Below are 22,557 nucleotides of genomic sequence, written 5' to 3'. Positions count from 1 at the left end.
TTTTCCTTTTCGTTGAGCTGGATGTGTTTTTGAATTATAGCTTGCGGCTAGTCCACGTAAGCTTTTGTGAGTTCAGTAAGCCACTCCATGAACAGATGGACCCGGCGGGAGAGGTTGCGGCGGTGGGGGTAAATCAGGGAGACAGGCATCGGTTCGGCCCGGTATTGCGGGAGGATCTCAATCAGTTTCTTCGCGCGCAGTAAATCACGCACCCCAACCCGCGGAACCTGAATAATGCCCAGCCCGGCGAGACAGGCAGCCTGGTAAGTTTCCGTGCTGTTGACGGTTAATACCCCGCCCGTTTTTATCCACTGCGTCGCACTGCCGTTATAAAACTCAAAGCCCTGCGGGCGGGTTCCCAGCATCGCGGCGTAGTGGATGACGGCGTGCGAGCCTAAATCGTCGAGCGTTTCCGGGTAGCCAAATCGCGCCAGATAATCCGGGCTGGCGCAGTTAATCACCGACAGCTTGCCCAGCGGACGGGCAATCAGCCCTGAATCCTTCAATGTGCCGACGCGCACCACGCAATCAAACCCTTCGCGGATCACATCCACCAGACGATCGCTGCTGCTGAGCTCGAGTTCAATGCCCGGATAGTGCTGCAGAAAAGCAGGCAGTTTGGGGATGACTAAATTTCGAGCAACGCCGACGGGCATATCCACGCGGAGCCGACCGCTGATGCTGGAGGGATCGTGCTGAAACATACCGTCGAGTTCATCAAGGTTTGCCAGCAGATCTTTTGCCCGTTCGTAATAGACCATGCCGTCCTGCGTCAGGCTGACGCGGCGCGTGGTGCGGTGCAATAGCTGGGTGCCAAGCCGGTTTTCCAGGGCCTGAATTTGCCGCGAGACGCTGCCTTTCGGCAGGGTTAATGTTTCGGCCGCGCGGGAAAAACTCTCCAGTTCCGCGACGCGGACGAACAACTGCATTGCGTGAATTTTATCCATAGAGGAAGCTCATTGTTGTTTCTGTTGAAACAGTGAAGCGTTATAACCCATCTTTATTGATTTTCTATCACCTAATAAGCTCTTTCTCAATCTCCTTAACAGCCAAAACGAGGTTTATGATGAGTGAACGTATCGCATTAGTGACGGGTGGTAGCCGTGGTCTGGGTAAAAACGCTGCGTTAAAGCTGGCGGCAGACGGAACGGGAATTGTCCTGACATACAATCGTAGCCAGCAGGAAGCGCTGGATGTTGTGCATGAAATTCAGGAAAAAGGCGTCAACGCAGCGGCATTACAGCTCAACGTCGGGGATATCGCGAGTTTTGATCATTTTGCCCGACAGCTTCAGGAAACCCTTAAGACCGTCTGGCAGCGCGAAACCTTTGACTATTTATTGAACAATGCCGGAACGGGTTTATATGCGCCCTATGCCGACACGACGGAAGCCCAGTTTGATGAAGCGCTGAACATTCATTTCAAAGGACCTTTCTTCCTGACCCAGCGCCTGCTGCCGCTGCTTAACGACGGGGGGCGTATCCTCAACGTCTCCAGCGGGCTGGCCCGTTTTACCCAGCCGGGCTCTGGGACCTACGCGGCCATGAAGGGAGCGATGGAAGTGCTGACGCGTTATCAGGCGAAAGAGCTGGGCGCGCGCGGAATTTCCGTCAATATCATTGCGCCGGGCGCGATTGAAACCGACTTTGGCGGCGGACGCGTGCGCGACAACGCGGAGCTGAATCAGCTGCTGGCGTCGCAGACGGCGCTGGGACGGGTGGGGCTGCCGGACGATATTGGCGATGCCATTGCGGCACTGCTCAGCGATAAATTGGGCTGGATGAATGCGCAACGTATTGAAGTATCAGGTGGTATGTTCCTGTGATGCACGGGCTTAAGGGGAAGGAACCTCTTAAGGAAACCCTTAATATGGATGTGTCTGCATACTGACAGTGATAAAGAACGCAGGCAGCCATAGCCGATAACCCATTTTCATCACGATATTTCTCAAGAGAAAGACCCTGATGTTTATTTATTAACGCAATGGCGGCAGAAAATATTTTCAGAGAATGACGTTTGATATTCGTTTCCTCTTAATAGCGACGCTGAAGAGGAAACGACGTCCGGGAAATATCTGCTAAAAAGCGGTTGGTCAGGAATTATTATTCAGGTATTCCTGCTGTAATAAACCAAATAGCCAGTCATTTTGCCAGCGCCCCGCAAGGTAATAGCTCTCGAGTAATTCACCTTCCAGACGAAAGCGGGCTTTTTCCAGCAGGCGTCTTGACGCGACATTTCCCGCGGTGACGGTGGCGGTGAGCCGCCGTATACCGCCCTGATCAAAAGCGTAATCGCAAAGCGCTTTCAGGGATTCAAAGCCGTAACCTTTCCCCTGCGCCTCGGGTGCGAAAAGGAAGCCCACTTCGGCGCAATCCTCCTCCCGATGAATATACCCGGTAACGCCCAGCGGGGCCTGCGAGGCGGTGTCACGCACTACGAGACAAAGCCAGTGTGCGCTGCCCGGTGCCCATGGGGCCAGGCGCGAATCAAACGCCTCGCGGATCGCCGCGACGGGGCGGTTTTCCGCCACAAAGCGCATCACGTCCGGGTGCTGCTGTAGCGCCAGAAAAAAGGGCCAGTCTTGCTCCTGCAGGGGCGAACAGGTCAGGCGAGAGGTAATTAAAACCGGCATTCAGATTCTCCTGAAACATTTTAAATCATTTTAGGGTTGTCACTTTATTTCAACAGAAACTCAGGTATGGTTAACCGCGTATAAATAAAAAGAATAAAGGGCGTTTCGTGCCCATTCCGGATGTCTTCGTTGTCGCTTAAGGAAAACAATGACTCTCAGCACATCACATCATATTCGCGAACAGTTTGAACACTGTCTGGCGGTCATTCGCCATGCGTCAGTGGAAATTTTACTCCTTCTGAATGTACATGCTTCTGAGGGCAAAGATCCACGCTGGTTCCTGGAACAACTCGACAGCGCGCGATTAGCTCTGGGCGGCTGGGGAGCCGTTGCGAAAAAACTCAACCTCAATGATGCCGAGATGTCGGAATTTACGCTCCAGCTGCGCCTGCTGCAGCAGCGCGTTCCGCAGTATGAAAGCGGACAGGATGTGAGTGAAAACCAGCTTATTGCGGCGATGCGGTTTGTGACCGCGCTGGAACATCTTCGCCTGCAGCAGCCGCTGTTGACCTACAGCACCGACCTGGCACCGGGAAGCGAACTCCAGCAGCAGCAGGCGCACAAGCAGGTACGCGCGATTGAGCTGATGATCAAAGGGCTCATCCAGCAGGCCTGGCCCGATCAGGTGCGGCTGAACAACCATCTTAAGACCCTGTTTAACGCTGACCGCGTACGGCGCTGGCTGAAGCTTGGCGAGATCAATGATGTCCTCAGCGGCATGATGTTCAGTGAACTGGCGCAGATGCTGGTGGATAAAAAAGAGTTCAGCCGCTATTACGCTTCGCTGTTCAGCGACCCGTCCATGCTGACGCTGCTGGTTGAACCGCGCAAAACGCTGCAAACCTTCCTCGATGACATTCGGCAAATCCGCAACAGCATCACCGTTCAGAAAACGCTAAGCTCGGCGCAAATCCAGCTGCTGGATAACTACTACGCGCAGATCGCGCGGCCCGTTCAGCGCGCGTTTGAAGAGGGGAGAACGCGCGTCAATCCGGCCGGATTCATGGCGGTAGATGCCAGCGAATTGCATACCTTCTGGGAAAAGGCGCAGAAAATGGATCGGGTCACTGGTGGGGATCTGTTTGAAGTCCGTGACACCATTGAAAAGCCGACCCAGCGCGCGCCGCGTACCCCTGAACAACGCGAGCAGCTCATTTCCGGTGCGCTATGGGGGGCGGTTGGCGTCATGGTGATTGCTATCGTGGCGGGAGGCTTCTGGCTGGTGACCAGCAGCAAACCGCAGCCTGCAACCGCCAGCGCGGCTGAAGCGGCCCCTCCGCAGGAAATGCGCGAGACGCCTTCCTCGCGCGAAACGCTCACGCGCATGGGGGTCACCTGGGACGAGAATAATTTCCGCTCGGCCATTAACCGCAACGATACCCGCGTGACCCTGCTATTTTTGCAGGGCGGCATGGACTGGAAGCTCTCCTGGACCGAAGAGGCGATGTCGGCAGGCTATGACGATGTGCTGGAGCTGATGCTACGCTACCGGCAGAACATGGTGGAAGAGAAGCCGTGCCGTCGCTTCATCAACACGCTCAGCCACGCCATGTCGAACGGCGAGTCTCTGACCTCGGTTCGTAAAGAGTATCTCAAAGCGTTCTGCACCGTGCCTGCCGTGGTGAAACGCCAGCAGCACGATCTCGACATGGCCACACGTCGCGCGCAGTCGCAGCCGGATGCCACCACGAAAAAATGGCAGTCCATTCAGACTGCCATTTATGAGGTGATTCGCTAAAATTTTTCCCCTCACCCCAGCCCTCTCCCCATAGGGGCGAGGGAGATGCAGAGCGCACCGTGCAGTCCCCTCTCCCCTTTGGGGAGAGGGTTAGGGTGAGGGGTGAGGGCACCAGACCGCACCCCGCTTAAGGCTCCCCATACAACCCAATCAGCCGCCGCACCACGCCGTTCGTCCAGCCGAAACCGTCCTGCAGCGGATACTCACCCCCGCCACCTTCGCGCGGCGTGCTGCTGGCGATGTGGTACTTCTCAATCAGCTTGTGATGCGTCTTATAAAAATGGTTCACCGTATGCAGCCAGCTCCAGGCGATCTCATCGCCCAGCGAGTCGTTGCCGTACTGCTTGAACCCCTGAATCGCCATCCACTGCAGCGGCGCCCAGCCGTTGGGTTTATCCCACTGCTCGCCGGTTTCGTATTCGGTCGCCAGAATTCCGCCCGGGGTCAGCAGCCGCGATTTGACCGCATCCGACAAACGTTCTGCCTGCTCGTGCGTCGCCATTCCAACATACAGCGGCACAATGCTGGCGGCAGAAAACAGCGCCAGCTCTTCGCGTCGCCAGTCGTAATCGCGGTAGCAGCCGCTCTCCTCATCCCACAGATAGCGGTTCACCGCCGCGCGGCGATCGTTGGCTTTCTGGCGGAACGCCTCTGCCGTCTCTTTATCCCCTTTCGACGCGGAGATGTTGGCGATAGCGCTTTCCAGCTTGAACAGGAAGGCGTTCAGATCGATGGGGATAAACTGCGTCGTGCGGATGCTGGCGAGCCGCGACGGATCGCGCAGCCAGCGGGACGAATAATCCCAGCCGGACGCCGCCCCCGCGCGCAGGTCGCGATACACCTCATTGGGCGGACGACCCGAGTGGCGGGCGGTTTCCACGTCCTCGATCCACGATTCGTCGCGCGGTGTATCGCGGTCATCCCAGTAGCGGTTTAGCAGTGAACCGTCCGGCATGCGCACGGCGCTGCGGTAAGCCTGGTTAAGCAGCAGCGACTCCGCGCCGTCCATCCAGAAGGCGTACTCCATTTTGAGGTGATCCAGATAGCGTTTCGCACCGCGCACGCCGTCCTCCTCGAACAGCTCCACCATCAGGGCAAAGACCGGTGGCTGCGAGCGGCTGAGATAATAGGTGCGGTTGCCGTTGGGGATATGCCCGTAGCGTTCAATCAGCCAGGCGAAGTTGTCCGCCATACACTTCAGCAGATCGTTACGGCCACTCTCCGCCAGCCCCAGCATGGAGAAGTAGGAATCCCAGTAGTAGGTCTCGCTGAATCGCCCGCCGGGAACGATATAAGCCTGCGGCAGGGCCAGCAGGGAAGACCAGGGAATATGATCCTGCGGCTCGCGTGTCAGCACCGGCCACAGGTTATCAATGTGCTCTTTCAGGGAGAGTCCCGGGTCGGAGACATATTCTGTACCGTACGTTTCCGGCATCCAGAAGTGGTTCTCCACAAACTGGCGCAGGTCGAAATCCCGGTGGCGTCTGACCTTGCGGTAGCGGATCAGGATATCTAACGGATCCATCTTCGGCGCGCAGTCGGGGAAGGTTTTACTGTCCGCAAACAGCCGCGTCGACTGCACATGCTCGAACAGTTCAAGATAGCGGTCTGCGGGCGTCAACGCATCGGAGGCGGGTAGCCCCTCGATCATTTCGGGTTCCGGCTCCGCCTCAATCATTTCATCCAGTTTCAACTCGCAGGGATCGGTCTCGTAGCGCAGCTCTTCTGCAATCTCGAACTCGATGTTCTCGGTAGCCTGTAGTTTCTGGTTGAACATGGTGATAGGGACCTCCGGTTGTGTGTTCAAAAGACAGGTTTATCCGGGCGTCCTATAAGCGTAGACATTCGCTTCGGTAGATGGGGAGGGATATGTGCGGTAGATCACTATTTTCGGAGCATTCGTTTTGCAACGATTTATGAATGTTAAAAAAAATGCCCCTCCGGAGAGGGGCATCAGGATTAACGCATGGTCACAAACTCTTCCGCGGCCGTAGGGTGGATGGCCACCGTGTTGTCGAAGTCTTTCTTGGTTGCGCCCATCTTCAGCGCCACGGCGAAGCCCTGCAGGATCTCGTCCATACCGAAGCCGATGCCGTGGATGCCGACAATCTTCTCTTCCGGACCTACGCAGACCAGCTTCATGCGGCACGGCTGACGGTGAGAGGTGACGGCGGTGTACATGGCGGTAAACGCCGATTTATACACTTTCACCTGGTCGTCGCCGTACTGTTCGCGCGCCTGCGGCTCGGTTAAGCCGACGGTGCCGATTGGCGGGTGGCTGAAGACCACGGTCGGGATGTTGCTGTAGTCCAAATGCTCGTCCGGCTTGTTGTTGAACAGGCGCTCGGAGAGACGACGACCCGCCGCAACGGCCACCGGCGTCAGCTCAACCGCACCGGTATTATCGCCGACCGCATAAATGCCCGGTACGCTGGTGTTCTGGAATTTATCGACGACGATATAGCCTTTTTCGTCGGTTTTCACGCCCGTTACGCCCAGGTTGAAGTTATCGTTCGCAGGTTCACGGCCAATCGCCCAGATCAGGCAATCGACGGTCTGGCTGCGGCCATCTTCCAGCTCCAGCGTCAGGCTGCCGTCCGCGTTTTTCACCACCGCTTTTGGCACGGCGTTGGTATGCAGGGTCGGGCCTTCGGTGTTCATCACTTCAACCAGCGTATCGACAATCAGCGGGTCAAAGCTGCGCAGCGGCGCGTGTTTACGTACGAACAGGTGCGCTTCCGCGCCCAGGCCGTTAATCACGCCAGCCAGTTCCACCGCGATATAGCCCGCGCCAACAACGGCAACGCGTTTTGGCAGGGCAGGCAGCTCGAAGAAACCGTCGGAGTCGATGCCGTATTCCACGCCCGGGATGTTCGGGTGGCTCGGACGACCGCCGGTGGCGATCAGGATGTGATCGGCGGTGATCGTCTCGCCGTTCACTTCGATCGTTTTCGCGTCCACAAAGCGGGCGAAACCGTGGATAACATCGACGTTATTTTTACCCAGCACGTTGTCGTACGAGGTGTGAATGCGGTCGATGTAGGCGGTACGGCTGGCGATCAGTTTGTCCCAGTCGAAGCGGTTGATGGTGGTGTCAAAGCCGTAGTCCGGGCCATACATATGGATAGCTTCACGGATCTGCGCCGCATGCCACATCACTTTCTTCGGTACACAACCCACGTTCACGCAGGTGCCGCCCAGCGCTTTGGCTTCAATCAGCGCGCACTTCTGGCCGTACATGGCCGCACGGTTGATGGAGGCGATGCCGCCGCTGCCGCCGCCGATTGCGATGTAGTCATAATGCTTAGTCATTGCTTTTGTCCTTAATCGTGAATTGCCGCGATTGTATACCTGAAATCAATAGTTTCCACCGATGACTGCGATTACTCCGGCACGATCCAACTGACGGTGGCGTGGCCTGTACCGGCGGGCACCAGCGTTTTATGCAGCCACGGCAGCACGTTGTTCATCTGCGCTTCGAGCTTCCACGGCGGGTTGATCACAATCATGCCGGAGGCGGTCATCCCGCGCTGATCGCTGTCAGGGCGTACCGCCAGCTCGATCTGCAGGATCTTGCGGATGCCGGTCGCTTCCAGGTCTTTGATCATGCGTTTGATTTGCGCGCGCAGCACCACCGGGTACCACAGGGCATAGGTGCCGGTAGCAAAGCGTTTGTAGCCTTCGTGGATGCCGGTTACCACCGCCTGATAGTCGGTTTTGATTTCGTACGGCGGGTCGATCAGCACCAGGCCACGACGGGAAACCGGCGGCAGTTTGGCCTTCAGCTGCTGGTAACCGTCGGCTTTTTCCACGCGGGCGCGGCTGTCTTTCTGGAATTCGGAACGCAGCAGCGGGAAGTCGCTCGGATGCAGCTCGGTCAACTGGAGGCTGTCCTGCTCGCGCAGCAGCTGGCGTGCAATCAGCGGTGAGCCAGGGTAGTAGCGCAGCTGGCCGTTGCGGTTGAAGTGATTCACCACGCCGATGTAAGGCTCCAGCTCGGCAGGCAGGTCGTCCTGCTGCCAGATGCGGGCAATCCCTTCCAGATATTCACCGGTACGCTCGGCATGCTCGCCGCTCAGCTGATAACGGCCCGCGCCCGCGTGCGTGTCCAGATAGAGAAACGGCTTCTCTTTCTCTTTGAGCGATTCGATGATCAGGCTCTGAACGGTGTGTTTAAGGACGTCGGCGTGGTTGCCTGCGTGGAAGCTGTGGCGATAACTGAGCATGGATGAATGTGTTCCAGGTAGTAAACGTAGGCCCGATAAGCGTAACGCCATCGGGCAAAAATAGAGCGTATCGCCACAGTATACAGAAAAGTTTCCACCGCCGCGAAAGCGCAACGCCCGGCATTGAAATCCTCTACACTTAACCCCATTCTAGATCCCATATGCATAGCGCCGGATGCGCGCTTCATTCACCTATTTCAACAGGACAGCGTTTATGACCAATCCATTACTGACGCCTTTTTCGTTGCCGCCGTTTTCTAAAATCCTCCCTGAGCATGTTGTTCCAGCCGTTACGCAATCGCTGGACAACTGCCGCGCGGCGGTAGAAAGCGTGGTAGCGCAGGGCGCGCCGTACACCTGGGAAAATCTGTGTCAGCCGCTGGCCGAAGTGGACGACGTGCTGGGGCGTATCTTCTCCCCGGTGAGCCACCTGAACTCGGTAAAAAACAGCCCGGAACTGCGCGAAGCCTACGAGCAGACCCTGCCGCTGCTCTCTGAGTACAGCACCTGGGTCGGGCAGCACGAAGGGCTGTACAAAGCCTACCGCGACCTGCGCGACGGCGACCACTATGCCGAACTGAACACGGCGCAGAAAAAATCGGTCGATAACGCCCTGCGTGATTTTGAGCTGTCCGGGATTGGCCTGCCAAAAGAGAAGCAGACCCGCTACGGCGAAATTGCCGCGCGTCTGTCCGAGCTGGGCAACCAGTACAGCAACAACGTGCTCGACGCCACCATGGGCTGGACGAAGCTGATTACCGACGAAGCGGAGCTGGCCGGTATGCCGGAAAGCGCGCTGGCGGCGGCAAAAGCCCAGGCTGAAGCGAAAGAGCAGGAAGGCTTCCTGTTGACGCTGGATATCCCGAGCTATCTGCCGGTGATGACCTACTGCGACAACCAGGCCCTGCGCGAAGAGATGTACCGCGCGTACAGCACCCGCGCCTCCGATCAGGGGCCGAATGCCGGTAAGTGGGACAACAGCCCGGTAATGGCGGAAATCCTCGCCCTGCGTCACGAGCTGGCGCAGCTGCTGGGCTTCGAAAACTACGCCGATAAATCCCTCGCCACCAAAATGGCGGAGAACCCGCAGCAGGTGCTCGACTTCCTGACCGATCTGGCGAAACGCGCCCGTCCGCAGGGTGAGAAAGAGCTGGCCCAGCTGCGCGCCTTCGCGAAAGCGGAGTTCGGCGTGGACGAGCTGCAGCCGTGGGATATCGCGTACTACAGCGAAAAACAGAAGCAGCATCTCTACAGCATCAGCGACGAGCAGCTGCGCCCGTACTTCCCGGAAAACAAAGCCGTTAACGGCCTGTTCGAAGTGGTAAAGCGCATCTATGGCATCACCGCCAAAGAGCGTACCGATATCGACGTCTGGCACCCGGACGTGCGCTTCTTCGAGCTGTATGACGAGAAAAACGAGCTGCGCGGCAGCTTCTACCTCGATCTCTACGCGCGTGAGAACAAGCGCGGCGGGGCGTGGATGGACGACTGCGTAGGCCAGATGCGTAAAGCCGACGGTTCCCTGCAAAAACCGGTCGCCTACCTGACCTGTAACTTCAACCGTCCGGTAAGCGGCAAACCGGCGCTGTTCACCCACGACGAAGTGATCACCCTTTTCCACGAGTTCGGTCATGGTCTGCACCACATGCTGACCCGCATCGAAACCGCAGGCGTAGCCGGTATCAGTGGCGTGCCGTGGGATGCGGTCGAGCTGCCAAGCCAGTTTATGGAAAACTGGTGCTGGGAGCCGGACGCGCTGGCGTTTATCTCCGGTCACTATGAGACCGGCGAACCGCTGCCGAAAGCGCTGCTGGATAAAATGCTGGCGGCGAAAAACTACCAGGCGGCGATGTTCATTCTGCGCCAGCTGGAGTTCGGCCTGTTCGATTTCCGCCTGCACGCCGAGTTTAGCCCGGAGCAGGGTGCGAAAATCCTTGAGACCCTGGCCGAGATTAAAAAGCAGGTTGCCGTTATTCCAGGGCCAACCTGGGGCCGCTTCCCGCATGCCTTCAGCCACATCTTCGCCGGCGGCTACGCGGCGGGCTACTACAGCTACCTGTGGGCCGACGTGCTGGCGGCAGATGCCTTCTCCCGCTTCGAAGAAGAGGGGATCTTCAACCGCGAAACCGGCCAGTCGTTCCTCGATAACATCCTGACCCGCGGCGGGTCTGAAGAGCCAATGGTGCTGTTCAAACGCTTCCGCGGCCGCGAGCCGCAGCTGGATGCGATGCTTGAGCATTACGGGATCAAAGGCTGATTGTTACGTGAAGATCTGCTTAGTAGATGAAACAGGCGCCGGAGACGGCGCCTTATCTGTTCTGGCGGCCCGCTGGGGGCTTGAGCACGATGAAGAAAACCTGATGGCGCTGGTGATGACGCCGGAACATCTCGAATTACGCAAGCGCGACGAACCGAAGCTCGGCGGGATTTTCGTCGATTTTGTCGGCGGCGCGATGGCGCACCGGCGCAAGTTCGGAGGCGGTCGCGGCGAAGCGGTGGCCAAAGCGGTCGGCATCAAAGGGAGCTACCTCCCGGACGTGGTCGATGCCACGGCGGGGCTGGGGCGCGATGCGTTTGTGCTGGCGTCCGTCGGCTGTCGCGTGCGGATGCTGGAGCGTAATCCGGTGGTCGCTGCGCTGCTCGACGACGGGCTGGCGCGAGGCTACGCGGACCCGGAAATCGGCCCCTGGCTGCAGGATCGTTTGCAGCTGATCCACGCCTCCAGCCTGACGGCATTAACGGACATCACCCCGCGCCCGCAGGTGGTCTATCTCGACCCTATGTTCCCGCATAAGCAGAAAAGCGCGCTGGTGAAGAAAGAGATGCGGGTGTTTCAGTCGCTGGTGGGGCCTGATTTGGATGCCGATGGCCTGCTGGAGCCGGCTCGTCAGCTTGCCACGAAGCGGGTGGTGGTAAAGCGCCCGGACTATGCGCCGCCGCTGGCGGACGTTGCGACCACTAACGCGGTGACCACCAAAGGGCACCGGTTTGATATTTATCCGGGTACGCCGGAATAAAAAAGCCGGGTGGCGGCTTCGCCTTACCCGGCCTGTGTCCTCGATCTATTCCCTCTCCCTTTGGGAGAGGGTTAGGGTGAGGGGAGTTTAACGCACTTACTCGTCTTCTTCGTCACGCAGTGGAACAATCAGCATATCCACGTGAACGGTGTTAATCAGCTGGCGCGCTGAAGACATCAGCTTGCTCCAGAAGTCCTGATGGTGACCGCAAACCACCAGGTCCATATCGTATTTCTTGATCGCATCAACCAGCACCTGGCCCAGGTCGCCGCTGCCGCTCAGGGTTTCGGTAATCGGATAGCCCGCGTTGGTGGAGAGTTCGCTCAGGGCATGGTGAGTCTCTTCGGAGATGCGTTTCTGCATATCGCCAAGATTCACGTCGATCAGACCGGTGTAGAGGTCGGAGTAATTCACGTCAACGTGAATCAGCGAAACTTTCGCGTTGTAGGGACGTGCCATGGATACCGCTTTATCAACCAGCACTTTGCTCTCCGGAGAGAGGTCAACCGCGATGAGAATGTGTTTGTAAGCCATAGTGTTACTCCTTCCTTAAGTTATCGATGACTAAGTGAGAATGCCGTCGTCTGATACTTTCATTACGGCCCAGTTAAACATATTTTTCAAGCTTTGGTGTTGATAACGATTAACCTTGTGGCAAAAAAATTAACGGATCTCCTACACTGTTAAATGAGCCGTTCGGATATTAAAACGCGAACCGGATCGATTTTGGTCATTCTTTCACTGAACTGTCTGTCAGGGCATTGGGGTGCGGTAGCTCAGGAGCCTTGCTTCGTGGGCGGACGCCGGGGAGGATGTATGATTAGCACCGTCGCATTGTTTTGGGCGTTATGCGTGGTTTGCATAGTGAATATGGCGCGCTACTTCTCATCGTTACGTGCGCTGTTAGTGGTACTTCGTGGTTGCGATCCGTTGCTTTATCAGTATGTGGACGGTGGAGGGTTCTTCACCTCGCATGGACAGCCCAGCAAGCAGATGCGTCTGGTGGGGTACATCTACTACCAGCGCTACCGCGATCATCACGATGAAGAGTTTATTCGTCGCTGCGAGCGCCTGCGTCGTCAGTTCATTTTGACCAGCGCCCTGTGCGGGCTGGTCGTAGTCAGTATGATTGCATTGATGATTTGGCACTGAGCGCCACAACAGGCGGGGTCAGCCCCGCCTTCTTTCCTCTGGCTCATGGCTTAACTGAGAACCGGAGATCGGAGATATTGCTCTCAATCGAAATAACTTTCCCGCTATAGGTGATTTTGACTTCTCCGTTTGTATCAAGGCTGGCCGCGGTAATCGTACCTGTACCTTCAATGACGGGATTCTTCATGGCCAACTGATGGATAATGTCGATATCTTTCCCTGCTATCTCCCCTGAGAGATAGTAACGGTAGATTGTGGGCACGGTTGCACCGCCCTGATTGTTCACGGTCATATAGAGCCAGACGCTATCGGATAATTTATAAACGCGCTGTAGTTCATCGTTATTTCGCGGATTAGGCTGGTGGTTTAACCAGAAAAATCCAATGACTAAAATCAAAAGCGAAACGGTAACAAGGCGATGAGTCCATCTAATAGCCGTTTTGAATGGCATAGTCTATTCCTTCTCTGATGTTGCGTTGGTCCGTTGGATCATCCCCGTAAGGCGGCTTTTCGTACCATTTTCCCCATTCAGGTTTTGAGGTGCCAGCACGGCCTTGAGCCCAACCGGCGCCCATAAGAAGGATGTTTGCAGGGATACCTGCCGCAGTACCAGCGGCTCCGAAGTTGAAGTTACCAAATGCAGCAAAATATGGGTCGAATTTTTTATAATCCCAGGGACCGCCATTTCGGACTTTTTGGTAGAACCAGTAATACGTTGAGGGCGTAGCCATATTGCGAGACATTCCGTGAAGGCGTGCTTCACGCATATTGTTCGCTATAACGATTGAACCCGGTCCTGAAATAGGGACAGAAGCCATACATTCTCCTTTGTCTGGTTTTTCTTCTGGCCGCCATGATAGTTATTTCTGTGTTTTGAAGTTGCGCAAAAAATGTTCAGGAAATCCTCATGTGATCAAACACCTTATGGCAAACAACAGCCATAAAAAAAGCGGGTCAGCTTCCTGACCCGCTTTTTTGTCGCCTTCAACCGATTAAATCAGCTTCAGCGAAATCCAGTACAAACCGCCAGACAGCAGGATGGATGCCGGAAGGGTGAACACCCAGGCCATCAGAATGTTGGTCACGGTTTTGCGCTGCAGACCGCCACCGTCAACAATCATGGTACCTGCCACGGATGAAGAGAGTACGTGGGTGGTGGATACCGGCATACCGGTGTAGCTCGCCAGACCGATAGACACTGCCGCCGTCATCTGCGCGGACATACCCTGCGCATAGGTCATGCCTTTCTTACCGATCTTCTCGCCGATGGTGGTCGCCACACGACGCCAGCCAATCATCGTACCGATACCAAGCGCCAGCGCGACGGCCATGATGATCCAGATTGGCGCGTACTCAATGGTGTTGAGCATATCGCTTTTCAGTTTCTTCAGCAGACGTTTGTCGTCACCATTCACCTCTGGCAGCTTCGCGACTTTATCGGTCACATCAGAGATACAGAGCATGATACGACGCAGCTGACCACGCTGTTCTACAGCCAGTTTGTCGTAGCTTTCGATATCGCCCAGCATGCCTTTCGCACGTTCCAGCGCGTTAATCGCGTTTGCCGGATGGCAGTGGAACTCGCCAGGCGCGGTGGTTGCACCGGCTTCCGGAGAAGGGATCAATTGATCAACGCCGGTCGCTTTTTTCAGCAGGTCAGGATGCTGCTGGAAATAGGTTTCAACGTTGTTGACCGCATCGCGGGTACGGGTGATTTCGTAACCCGAGGCGTTCATGTTCACCACGAAGCCTGCCGGTGCGACGCCGATCAGAACCAGCATCACCAGACCAATGCCTTTCTGCCCGTCGTTCGCGCCGTGAGAGAAGGCCACGCCGATAGCAGAAATGATCAGGGCGATACGCGTCCAGAACGGCGGCTTTTTCTTGCCGTCTTTCTTCTCACGCTCTGCTGGCGTCAGGTGGATACGCGCACGTTTTTTCGTGTTACTCCAGTAGCGACGCAGGATGAAAATCAATCCCCCCGCGACTACCAGACCCACGATAGGGGAGATGATCAGGGAGCCGAAAATGCCCAATACTTTAGGCAGGTTCAGCGCATCAACAACCGATGTCCCGGTCATCAGGGCGTTGGTTAAACCGATACCGATAATCGCGCCGATGAGGGTGTGAGAACTGGATGCAGGCAGGCCAAAATACCAGGTACCGAGGTTCCAGATAATTGCAGCAAGCAGCATTGAGAACACCATAGCGAGGCCATGGCCAGAACTAACGTTAAGCAGCAGATCCGTTGGCAGCATATGCACGATGGCATACGCAACGCTCAGTCCGCCCAGGAGAACACCAAAAAAGTTAAATACCGCCGCCATAACAACCGCAAGCTGCGATCGCATTGCGCGAGTGTAGATAACCGTCGCTACTGCGTTTGCAGTGTCGTGGAAGCCGTTGATCGCTTCGTAAAACAGTACAAAAACCAGAGCAAGCAATAATAAAAGCCCGGTATGTAAATCCAGGCCGGCAAACAAATGTAGCATAGGACGTTACGCCATTTTGAGGACATGAACGCGGCGCATTATCCAGGACAAATGCGCGGCGGGCAAAGTGAAATATAGACTTTTTTTGACATACCACCTGATTTGAGAAAAGCACTAGAAAGGATATTCTTTAAATTTCAATGAAATGGCTTTGTAATATCTTTTTACGCTGGTGTGACCACAGAGGAAACTTTACAATCCGCGGCAGTTAACAAAGAGGGTTTTGACGTGGAAAGGTTTGATGCCGTGGTAATTGGCGCCGGTGCGGCGGGTATGTTTTGTGCGGCAATGGCCGGACAGGCGGGTCGTCGCGTGCTGCTGCTGGATAACGGTAAAAAGCCCGGCCGTAAGATCCTGATGTCCGGCGGCGGGCGCTGCAACTTTACTAATCTGTATGTTGAACCCGCGGCCTATTTGAGCCAAAACCGTCATTTTTGTAAATCTGCGCTGGCGCGCTACACCCAATGGGATTTTATCGACCTTGTGGGTAAGCACGGTATCGCGTGGCATGAAAAGACGCTGGGGCAGCTGTTCTGCGACGACTCCGCGCAGCAGATTGTCGATATGCTGGTGGCCGAGTGCGAGAAGGGCGGCGTCGTCATGCGCCTGCGCACGGAAGTGCTGGAGGTCGCCCGCGACGACCAGGGCTATACGCTGCAGTTAAATGGTGAAACCGTCAGCGCTGACAGCCTGGTGATCGCCAGCGGCGGCCTGTCTATGCCGGGGCTGGGCGCCTCCCCGTTCGGCTATAAGATTGCCGAACAGTTTGGCCTGAAAGTCTTGCCCACGCGCGCCGGGCTGGTGCCGTTTACGCTGCATAAACCGCTTCTTGAACAGCTTCAGACGCTGTCCGGCGTGTCTGTTCCCTCCGTCATTACCGCCGAAGACGGGACGGTGTTTCGTGAAAATTTGCTCTTTACCCATCGCGGCCTCTCCGGCCCGGCGGTACTGCAAATCTCCAGCTACTGGCAGCCGGGGGAGTTTGTCACGGTTAACCTGCTTCCCGATTGCGATCTCGACGCGTTCCTTAACGAGCAGCGTACCGCGCACCCGAATCAAAGCCTGAAAAACACCCTGGCAATGCAGCTGCCAAAACGTCTGGTGGAATGTTTGCAGGCGCTGGGGCAGATCCCGGACGTGTCGCTCAAGCAGCTTAACAGCCGCGAGCAGGAAACGCTGGTCGAGACCCTGACAGCCTGGCGCGTTCAGCCAAACGGCACCGAAGGCTACCGCACCGCAGAAGTGACGCTGGGTGGCGTCGACACGAATGAACTTTCGTCCCGCACCATGGAGGCGCGCAACGTGCCGGGGCTCTATTTTATTGGCGAAGTGATGGATGTGACCGGCTGGCTCGGCGGGTACAACTTCCAGTGGGCATGGGCAAGTGCCTGGGCGTGTGCTCAGGCGCTGGCAGAAGACAAGTGACATAAGAGCACAGCCACTCGTCACGGTTGGCTTTACGAGCTGACGGTGGTGACGTCTGTCACAGCAAGAATATTGCTCGCGGCCACGGTCCCCATCCTGATATATGACGCTGCGGTAACGCCGCCAATATGCGGTGAAATAACCACGTTTTCTACGGACTGCCAGAGGTGCGGCGCGGTCAGCGGCTCGTGGGTAAAGCTGTCCAGCGCGGCGCTGTGCAGCCTGCCATCCCTGAGCGCCGCCAGTAACGACTCATCGTGGATCAGCCCACCGCGTGCCGTATTGACCAGAATTGCGTTCCGCTTGCAGTGTGCGAGCGTTTCGCTATTGATCATCCCCCGATTCTCATCGGTCAGCGGACAGTGCAAAGAGATGACATCGGAACGGGAAAGAAGTCCGTTCAGCGTTTCTGCGCGTTCGCACAGGGCAGGCATAGTCTTAGCATAGGGATCGTAAGCCAGCACCTTCATGCCGAAAGCATGACCAATAGTCGCCACGCGCGAGCCGATAGCACCCAACCCAATTAGCCCTAACGTTAAGCCCTCCAGTTCAATGGATTTATGCGTCGCCTTATCCCAGTGCCCGTCTCGCAGCCGCTTGTCCAGAGGCACCACTGACTTTGCGCAGGCGAGGATAAGCGCCCAGGTATGTTCAGCCACTGCCGCCGCGTTTGCGCCTGGCGCAGCCCGGACGGCGATGTTGCGCTCGGCCGCTGCCGTCTGGTCTATCACATCGATCCCACTTCCGTGCTTGGAAATAACCTGCAAAGACGGGGCGGCATCCATAACTTTCTCGGTGATCCTGCCGTAACGTACCAGGATCGCCACAGGATTGTGTCGTTTACACAGCGCGATCAGGTCATCTTCTGTGGGCTGGCGGCCCGCAAACACCACCTCAAAGCCCTGTAACATCACCATGGCCTGCTCCGCCAGGTCGCTTCCGGTAACCAGCACTACGTCTTTGCCCCCCATCACAGCGTCTCCCCGTCGCTCAACATACCTGCCTTACGAAGCGCGTCATCAAGCCAGTGTGGACGTAAATCGCCTTCACGGATGGCGGCAAGACGCCGGGTCTCCATCTCCAGCTTTTCTTTTGCCAGAGCGATAACCTCCTGAACCTCATCGCGCGGGATAACGACCACGCCGTCGATATCCGCGACAACCAGATCCCCGGCCTGAACCGTCGCCCCGGCGACTGAAATGGGATGATTAACCCGGCCAGAAATTAACTTTGTCGGGCCGCAGGGGTTCAGACCGGCAGAAAAGACGGGGTAGTGACCTTTGCTCAGGGTGTCGGCGTCACGTACAGCCCCGTCAATAATAATGCCCGCAATGCCGCTCGCCTGAGCCTGAGTGGCCATGATTTCCCCCAGCAGCGCGCAGCTCAGGTCGCCTTTGCCATCGACGATCAGGACATCGCCGGGCTGCGCCACCGCCATCGCGGCATGAATCGCCAGATTATCACCCGGACGGACTTCAACGGTGATGGCCGGACCCGCAACGGACATGTGTGGGGCCAGCGGTTTGATGCGGCCATGAAGCGTACCGCGGCGACCGGCCACGTCGGCCAGAATAGCTGCCTGATACTCGGCAGCCCGACGAACGTCCTCGGCAGAAACGCGCTCGAAATGGCGATTAATCGGTTTTTTTTCAGTAACGGACATAAATACCTCCATATTGTTTTACTGAGTACAATGCAGGTGTACAGAACAAAACAACTATAGCGGTGTTGCTTTCCTTTTAGCCAGACCCGAGGTGGCGTTTGTGATGTAAACACGAAGTGACTCACAAAATTTGAGGTACACTCACTGCCGGGCTAACAAGGAGATAATGATGGGGAATGAAGGCGTTGTAGCGGTTGAAAAAGCGCTGGCTTTACTGGATTGCTTCCGTCCTGGAGATGAGAGCCTGACGCTGACCGCGCTGGCACAGCTGTCGGGTTATCACAAAACCACGGTTTACCGCTTGATGAATTCTCTTGAACGGATGAATTACGTCGTCAGGCATGAAGACGGCAATTATGCGCTGGGCCCACGTCTGCTTTACCTCGGCAAGCTGTATGAACAATCTTTCCATCTTTCCCGGGTGGTTCAGCCAGAGCTTCAGGCCTTATCCCTGGCGTCTCAGGAGAGTGCCAGCTGGTATGTGCTGGAGGGAGGGCAGCGGCTTTGCCTGTTTCGCGCTGAAGCGTCGCATGGCCTGCGACACAGCAATCTTCCCGGCAGCCAGTTCCCGCTCGATAATTCGGCCATCAGTAAGGTATTACGCCATTGGGGGCTCAATGAAAGCCTACCGGAGGGAGAAGCTGAACTCCCATTCTACACGTCAGGCGCGCGCGATCCCCATACCGCTGCGTTTGCGATGCCTGTCTTCGGCGTTCACGACAAGCTGGTTGCGGCGTTAGCCCTGACCGGCCCCATCTCGCGGCTGACGGAAGATCGTCGTGAGAAGGAAATAGGGCAGTTGATGAAGGCGGCTGCAAGCCGTCTGTCGCAGAAAATGGGCGCCAGTAAGCCCTTCTGTCAGCAGTTCTTTGGTGAAACGAGCGACGCGGCGGAAGAAAATCTTTAAACGCAGAAGCGGGACAAATGTCCCGCTTCTGTCATCGTTAATGCGTGACCTGTTTTTCGTGTAGCTGAGCGCGGCGGGCCTGCCGCCCCATAATGAGCACCGCGATACCCCCGGCCACGCACAGCGCGGCCAGCGGAAGCATTGCCAGCGTGTAGCTGCCTGTCCGCTCATTGATAATGCCGTACGCGTTTACCATCACCGCCCCGCCTATCAGGTTTGCGATGGCGCCAATCGCGGCCAGTCCCGCCGCCGCTGAGGTACTGCTCATCCAACCGGACGCCAGCGCCCAGAAAGGCCCTTTCATTGAATAAGCGCCTATCAGCATAATGCTGAGGATAACGATCGTGGCAGACAGCGAGACGCTTACAAAGGCGGCGAACACACCTGCGGCAATCATGAACAGCGTGAGTGCGGTATGCCAGCGGCGTTCGTTGGTACGATCGGAATTCCGTCCCCATACAATCATCAGAACCGATGCCAGACCGTAAGGAATGGCGTTAAACAGACCTGTCTCAAGGTTATCCAGATGGAAGGATTTCAGCAGTTGAGGAGACCAGACGCTGATCGTGGTGCCCGCGGAAGACGCACCCGCGTAAATCAGGGCCATCAGCCAGATTTGACGATGCTTTAGCAACTGCCACGTGGTCTGGTGTCCAATACTCTTTTGCTGATTGCGCTCGGTCTCAAGCGTGGTTTCCAGCCACTTTTTCTGTTCGCTGCTGAGCCAGCTCGCCTGATGAGGGCGATCCCGGAGAATAAACCAGGCTGCAATACCCAGCAGCACCGCCGGCAAGCCTTCAATAATGAACAGCAGATGCCAGCCGCGAAGACCCAGCCAGCCATCCAGTGACAGTATCAACCCGGAAAGCGGGGAGCCGATGAAGTTAGCGAGCGGGATGGCGACCATAAAGGACGCAATAATGCGTGCGCGGTAGCGGGAAGGGATCCACCAGGTCAGATACAGCACGACGCCCGGGAAGAAGCCCGCCTCTGCAGCACCGAGAAGAAAACGGACGATATAGAGCGACGTGGTGTTCTGCACCAGGGCCATACACATGGAGACGATGCCCCAGCTGATCATAATGCGCGGGATCCACAGCCGGGCGCCGACTTTCTGCATGGCCAGGTTGCTGGGTACTTCAAACAAAAAATAGGCCACGAAATAAAGACTGCTGGCGAAGCCAAACGCGGCTTTGCTGAGGCCAAGGTCCTCATTCATCTGCAGCGAAGCCATGCCGATATTCCCGCGATCGATAATGGAGACCAGGTAACTGACAATCAGAAACGGGAGAATACGCCAGATCACCTTCCGCATCGTCTCTCTTTCTATGTCCTCGGTGGCGGTAGCGCCGTTACGTAAATGTTCTGTCATTGTGTCCTCGCAGGGTTTGTTCTTTGTTTTATTAGGTACAACTCAGTTTTATTAAACAAAACCACTATAGCGACGGCGCGTTATTTTTATCCAGTTAATGGAAGGTTTAAATGATGTAAATAAGAGGTGACTCACAGATAGTGCGCTGCAGATATATCGCTCACAGCAGTCGAACCAGCCGCAAAGAGGGCACGCTGCAAAGGAGATAATCACGCAACGCAATTATTGCACCAACTTTTCCTCGTCATTCAACTAAGCTTCGACCAGGTGCCCCGCCTCGTTCGCGGGGCCAGATTCCTTTTGGTCGAGCACGCATCATGCAGCTACTCAGTATTATTATTTTGCTTACCCTCACCGTAGTGATCCATTCGCTGTGGATGTTTGGCGTTTTAAAATTCATTAGGTTAGAAGTCGATTCTGCGGTACGTATCGTGTTACGGAACGTCGGTATCGTCATCTCCATGATCTTCGCCCACCTCCTTGAGGCCGGACTGTTTGCTGCGTTTTATTATGTCATCGACGCGTTTAATGACTGGAACACCAGCTTCTATTTTTCACTGGTCAGCTACGCTACCGTGGGATACGGCGACGTCACGTTACCCCAGCACTGGCGGCTCATCGGCGGAGTGGAAGGGCTGGTGGGCGCGTTGATGGTGGGCTGGTCTGTGGCGGTTCTGGTGGCGGTGCTGCAGCGTTTGCGCGGCATGAGCGCCTAAACGGCAGATGCGCGATCCCCGTCTGGTAAGGTAAAGTACTCCTCCTTGCGCGGCCCGAAGGTCGCGAATTTGAGGGCGAAGAGGCTGATTAACGGCCCGCCCTTTTCTGTTCCTGGTTTACGCCAGTTTGCATGGTGTTGTGTTTTGTCTGCCAAAAGGGTGTTGTATGTCTGCTGCTCATCTCGGTTTCCCGACGGAAACCGTTGTTGTCTTTGTGGTGATGGCCGTAGGGGCGATGTTTATCGACCTCTTTATGCACCGTCACGATAAACCCGTCTCGCTGAAAAGCGCGGCGATGTGGTCCATTTTCTGGGTCATGATGGCGATGGCCTTCGCCGGATTCCTGTATGTTCACCACGGCGCCGAGATGGCGAGCCTGTTCCTCACCGGCTACGCGCTGGAAGAGGTGCTCTCCGTCGATAACCTGTTTGTGATGATGGCAATCTTCGCCTGGTTCGGCGTGCCGGATAAGTACCGTCACCGCGTGCTCTACTGGGGCGTGCTGGGGGCGATTGTCTTCCGCGGCATCTTTGTGGCTATCGGCACCAGCCTGTTAAGCCTGGGGCCGTACGTTGAGGTGATCTTCGCGCTGGTCGTCGGCTGGACGGCGGTGATGATGCTCAGGCGCAATGAAGAGAGTGACGAAGTGGAAGATTACTCGGGTCATCTCGCCTATCGCCTGGTGAAGCGCTTCTATCCGGTTTGGCCGAAAATCAGCAGCAACGCCTTTATTCTGACCCAGAAAGAGGTGGATGCGGAGCTGGAGAAACCGGAAAACCAGGACGTGATGGTCGGACGCGTGAAGAAGGCGAAGCGCTATGCGACGCCGCTGCTGCTTTGCGTAGCCGTCGTCGAGCTCTCTGACGTCATGTTCGCGTTTGACTCCGTGCCGGCCATTATTGCCGTGAGCCGCGAGCCGCTGATTATCTACAGCGCCATGATGTTCGCCATTCTCGGCCTGCGTACGCTTTACTTCGTGCTGGAAGCGCTGAAGCAGTATCTGGTGCACCTCGAGAAAGCCGTGGTTCTGCTGCTATTCTTCGTGGCGTTCAAGCTGGGGTTAAATGCCACCGATCACTTCTGGCATCACGGTTACAGCATTGGCGCCACGGCCAGTCTGTTTGTGGTATTAGGCGTGCTGGCGCTGGGGATTATTGCGAGCGTGATGTTCCCGGGGAAACGTGAGGCCTGATGTACCGCCTTTCTCCCTCTCCCTG

At 56.4% G+C, this 22,557-nt stretch carries 21 protein-coding genes and 1 pseudogene; 9 read left to right on the top strand and 13 right to left on the bottom strand.

What is annotated here, in order from left to right; genetic code table 11:
• Window positions 1–47: 47 nt before the first annotated feature.
• Window positions 48–947: a LysR family transcriptional regulator gene (locus tag SPH27_RS17150; RefSeq protein WP_045404754.1), complete on the bottom strand. Its 900-nt coding sequence runs from the start codon at window positions 945–947 to the stop codon at window positions 48–50.
• Window positions 948–1,066: 119 nt separating this feature from the next.
• Between SPH27_RS17150 and SPH27_RS17145 the strand changes: the two genes are divergently transcribed.
• A complete protein-coding gene (locus SPH27_RS17145) occupies window positions 1,067–1,825 on the top strand; it encodes an SDR family NAD(P)-dependent oxidoreductase (protein WP_048981462.1) in 759 nt (252 codons plus the stop codon).
• 97 nt (window positions 1,826–1,922) lie between these two features.
• Here SPH27_RS17145 and SPH27_RS17140 read toward each other — a convergent pair.
• Together SPH27_RS17140 and SPH27_RS17135 are read right to left on the bottom strand one after the other, a co-directional pair.
• Window positions 1,923–2,021, bottom strand: a pseudogene (locus SPH27_RS17140) (lysozyme); the annotation flags it as partial.
• A 71-nt stretch (window positions 2,022–2,092) separates the two neighbouring features.
• Window positions 2,093–2,632, bottom strand: a complete 540-nt coding sequence (locus tag SPH27_RS17135; protein WP_182072903.1) for a GNAT family N-acetyltransferase — start codon at window positions 2,630–2,632, stop codon at window positions 2,093–2,095.
• A gap of 148 nt (window positions 2,633–2,780) precedes the next feature.
• Here SPH27_RS17135 and SPH27_RS17130 point away from each other — a divergent pair, with 148 nt between their 5' ends.
• Window positions 2,781–4,370, top strand: coding sequence for an STY4199 family HEPN domain-containing protein (locus tag SPH27_RS17130; protein WP_032662140.1), 1,590 nt, complete (start codon window positions 2,781–2,783; stop codon window positions 4,368–4,370).
• A 127-nt stretch (window positions 4,371–4,497) separates the two neighbouring features.
• Here the strand turns inward: SPH27_RS17130 and SPH27_RS17125 are convergent, their stop codons facing one another.
• The 3 genes from SPH27_RS17125 to SPH27_RS17115 all read right to left on the bottom strand — a co-directional run bounded on the left by SPH27_RS17125 (window position 4,498) and on the right by SPH27_RS17115 (window position 8,596).
• Window positions 4,498–6,147 (bottom strand): alpha,alpha-trehalase, encoded by a 1,650-nt coding sequence (locus SPH27_RS17125; RefSeq protein ID WP_045355923.1) that lies wholly within the window; start codon window positions 6,145–6,147, stop codon window positions 4,498–4,500.
• 182 nt (window positions 6,148–6,329) lie between these two features.
• Complete coding sequence (gene gorA / locus SPH27_RS17120) at window positions 6,330–7,682, bottom strand: glutathione-disulfide reductase (RefSeq protein ID WP_033146863.1); 1,353 nt, start codon at window positions 7,680–7,682, stop codon at window positions 6,330–6,332.
• A 71-nt stretch (window positions 7,683–7,753) separates the two neighbouring features.
• Entirely contained in the window at window positions 7,754–8,596 is an 843-nt protein-coding gene (locus SPH27_RS17115; RefSeq protein ID WP_032640380.1) for a 23S rRNA (adenine(2030)-N(6))-methyltransferase RlmJ, read from the bottom strand.
• Window positions 8,597–8,810: 214 nt separating this feature from the next.
• On the opposite strand from SPH27_RS17115, the gene prlC reads away from it, so the two are divergent.
• On the top strand, window positions 8,811–10,853 hold the full coding sequence (gene prlC, locus SPH27_RS17110) for an oligopeptidase A (RefSeq protein WP_048976969.1): 2,043 nt from the start codon (window positions 8,811–8,813) through the stop codon (window positions 10,851–10,853).
• A gap of 7 nt (window positions 10,854–10,860) precedes the next feature.
• Window positions 10,861–11,613, top strand: coding sequence for a 16S rRNA (guanine(1516)-N(2))-methyltransferase RsmJ (rsmJ, locus tag SPH27_RS17105; protein WP_033146861.1), 753 nt, complete (start codon window positions 10,861–10,863; stop codon window positions 11,611–11,613).
• A gap of 96 nt (window positions 11,614–11,709) precedes the next feature.
• Here the strand turns inward: rsmJ and uspA are convergent, their stop codons facing one another.
• Window positions 11,710–12,147 carry a universal stress protein UspA gene (gene uspA, locus SPH27_RS17100; protein ID WP_003861223.1) on the bottom strand — a complete coding sequence of 146 codons (438 nt, stop codon included), beginning with the start codon at window positions 12,145–12,147 and terminating at the stop codon, window positions 11,710–11,712.
• Between the two features lie 282 nt (window positions 12,148–12,429).
• Between uspA and uspB the strand changes: the two genes are divergently transcribed.
• Window positions 12,430–12,765 (top strand): universal stress protein UspB, encoded by a 336-nt coding sequence (uspB, locus tag SPH27_RS17095; protein ID WP_003861224.1) that lies wholly within the window; start codon window positions 12,430–12,432, stop codon window positions 12,763–12,765.
• Window positions 12,766–12,808: 43 nt separating this feature from the next.
• On the opposite strand, the gene SPH27_RS17090 is transcribed toward uspB, so the two are convergent.
• The 3 genes from SPH27_RS17090 to pitA form a co-directional block, all read right to left on the bottom strand.
• A complete protein-coding gene (locus SPH27_RS17090) occupies window positions 12,809–13,216 on the bottom strand; it encodes a hypothetical protein (RefSeq protein ID WP_182071617.1) in 408 nt (135 codons plus the stop codon).
• A complete protein-coding gene (locus SPH27_RS17085; protein WP_028018334.1) occupies window positions 13,194–13,583 on the bottom strand; it encodes a polymorphic toxin type 44 domain-containing protein in 390 nt (129 codons plus the stop codon). The genes SPH27_RS17090 and SPH27_RS17085 overlap by 23 nt, the downstream gene beginning before the upstream one ends.
• 174 nt (window positions 13,584–13,757) lie before the next feature.
• Entirely contained in the window at window positions 13,758–15,257 is a 1,500-nt protein-coding gene (pitA, locus tag SPH27_RS17080) for an inorganic phosphate transporter PitA (protein WP_023309552.1), read from the bottom strand.
• A 228-nt stretch (window positions 15,258–15,485) separates the two neighbouring features.
• Here pitA and SPH27_RS17075 point away from each other — a divergent pair, with 228 nt between their 5' ends.
• Window positions 15,486–16,682, top strand: a complete 1,197-nt coding sequence (locus SPH27_RS17075; RefSeq protein WP_096150772.1) for an NAD(P)/FAD-dependent oxidoreductase — start codon at window positions 15,486–15,488, stop codon at window positions 16,680–16,682.
• 32 nt (window positions 16,683–16,714) lie between these two features.
• Here SPH27_RS17075 and SPH27_RS17070 read toward each other — a convergent pair whose 3' ends face one another.
• Both SPH27_RS17070 and SPH27_RS17065 read right to left on the bottom strand, forming a co-directional pair.
• Entirely contained in the window at window positions 16,715–17,653 is a 939-nt protein-coding gene (locus SPH27_RS17070; RefSeq protein ID WP_182071621.1) for an NAD(P)-dependent oxidoreductase, read from the bottom strand.
• Window positions 17,653–18,345, bottom strand: coding sequence for an RraA family protein (locus tag SPH27_RS17065; RefSeq protein ID WP_063441593.1), 693 nt, complete (start codon window positions 18,343–18,345; stop codon window positions 17,653–17,655). The genes SPH27_RS17070 and SPH27_RS17065 overlap by 1 nt, the downstream gene beginning before the upstream one ends.
• Window positions 18,346–18,514: 169 nt before the next feature.
• On the opposite strand from SPH27_RS17065, the gene SPH27_RS17060 reads away from it, so the two are divergent.
• The gene (locus SPH27_RS17060; protein ID WP_182071620.1) at window positions 18,515–19,252 is read left to right on the top strand and encodes an IclR family transcriptional regulator; all 738 of its coding nucleotides are present in this window, start codon (window positions 18,515–18,517) and stop codon (window positions 19,250–19,252) included.
• 37 nt (window positions 19,253–19,289) lie between these two features.
• On the opposite strand, the gene SPH27_RS17055 is transcribed toward SPH27_RS17060, so the two are convergent.
• Window positions 19,290–20,624, bottom strand: a complete 1,335-nt coding sequence (locus SPH27_RS17055) for an MFS transporter (RefSeq protein ID WP_182071615.1) — start codon at window positions 20,622–20,624, stop codon at window positions 19,290–19,292.
• Between the two features lie 317 nt (window positions 20,625–20,941).
• Between SPH27_RS17055 and SPH27_RS17050 the strand changes: the two genes are divergently transcribed.
• Both SPH27_RS17050 and SPH27_RS17045 read left to right on the top strand, forming a co-directional pair.
• Window positions 20,942–21,340 carry a potassium channel family protein gene (locus SPH27_RS17050; protein WP_182071614.1) on the top strand — a complete coding sequence of 133 codons (399 nt, stop codon included), beginning with the start codon at window positions 20,942–20,944 and terminating at the stop codon, window positions 21,338–21,340.
• 166 nt (window positions 21,341–21,506) lie between these two features.
• Window positions 21,507–22,532 carry a TerC/Alx family metal homeostasis membrane protein gene (locus SPH27_RS17045; protein ID WP_024908851.1) on the top strand — a complete coding sequence of 342 codons (1,026 nt, stop codon included), beginning with the start codon at window positions 21,507–21,509 and terminating at the stop codon, window positions 22,530–22,532.
• Window positions 22,533–22,557: the final 25 nt, after the last annotated feature.

It is taken from the genome of Enterobacter sp. A103 (assembly GCF_034427535.1).
Taxonomy (GTDB): Bacteria; Pseudomonadota; Gammaproteobacteria; order Enterobacterales; family Enterobacteriaceae; genus Enterobacter; species Enterobacter asburiae_B.
This window is presented reverse-complemented; position numbering and strand designations above follow the sequence as displayed.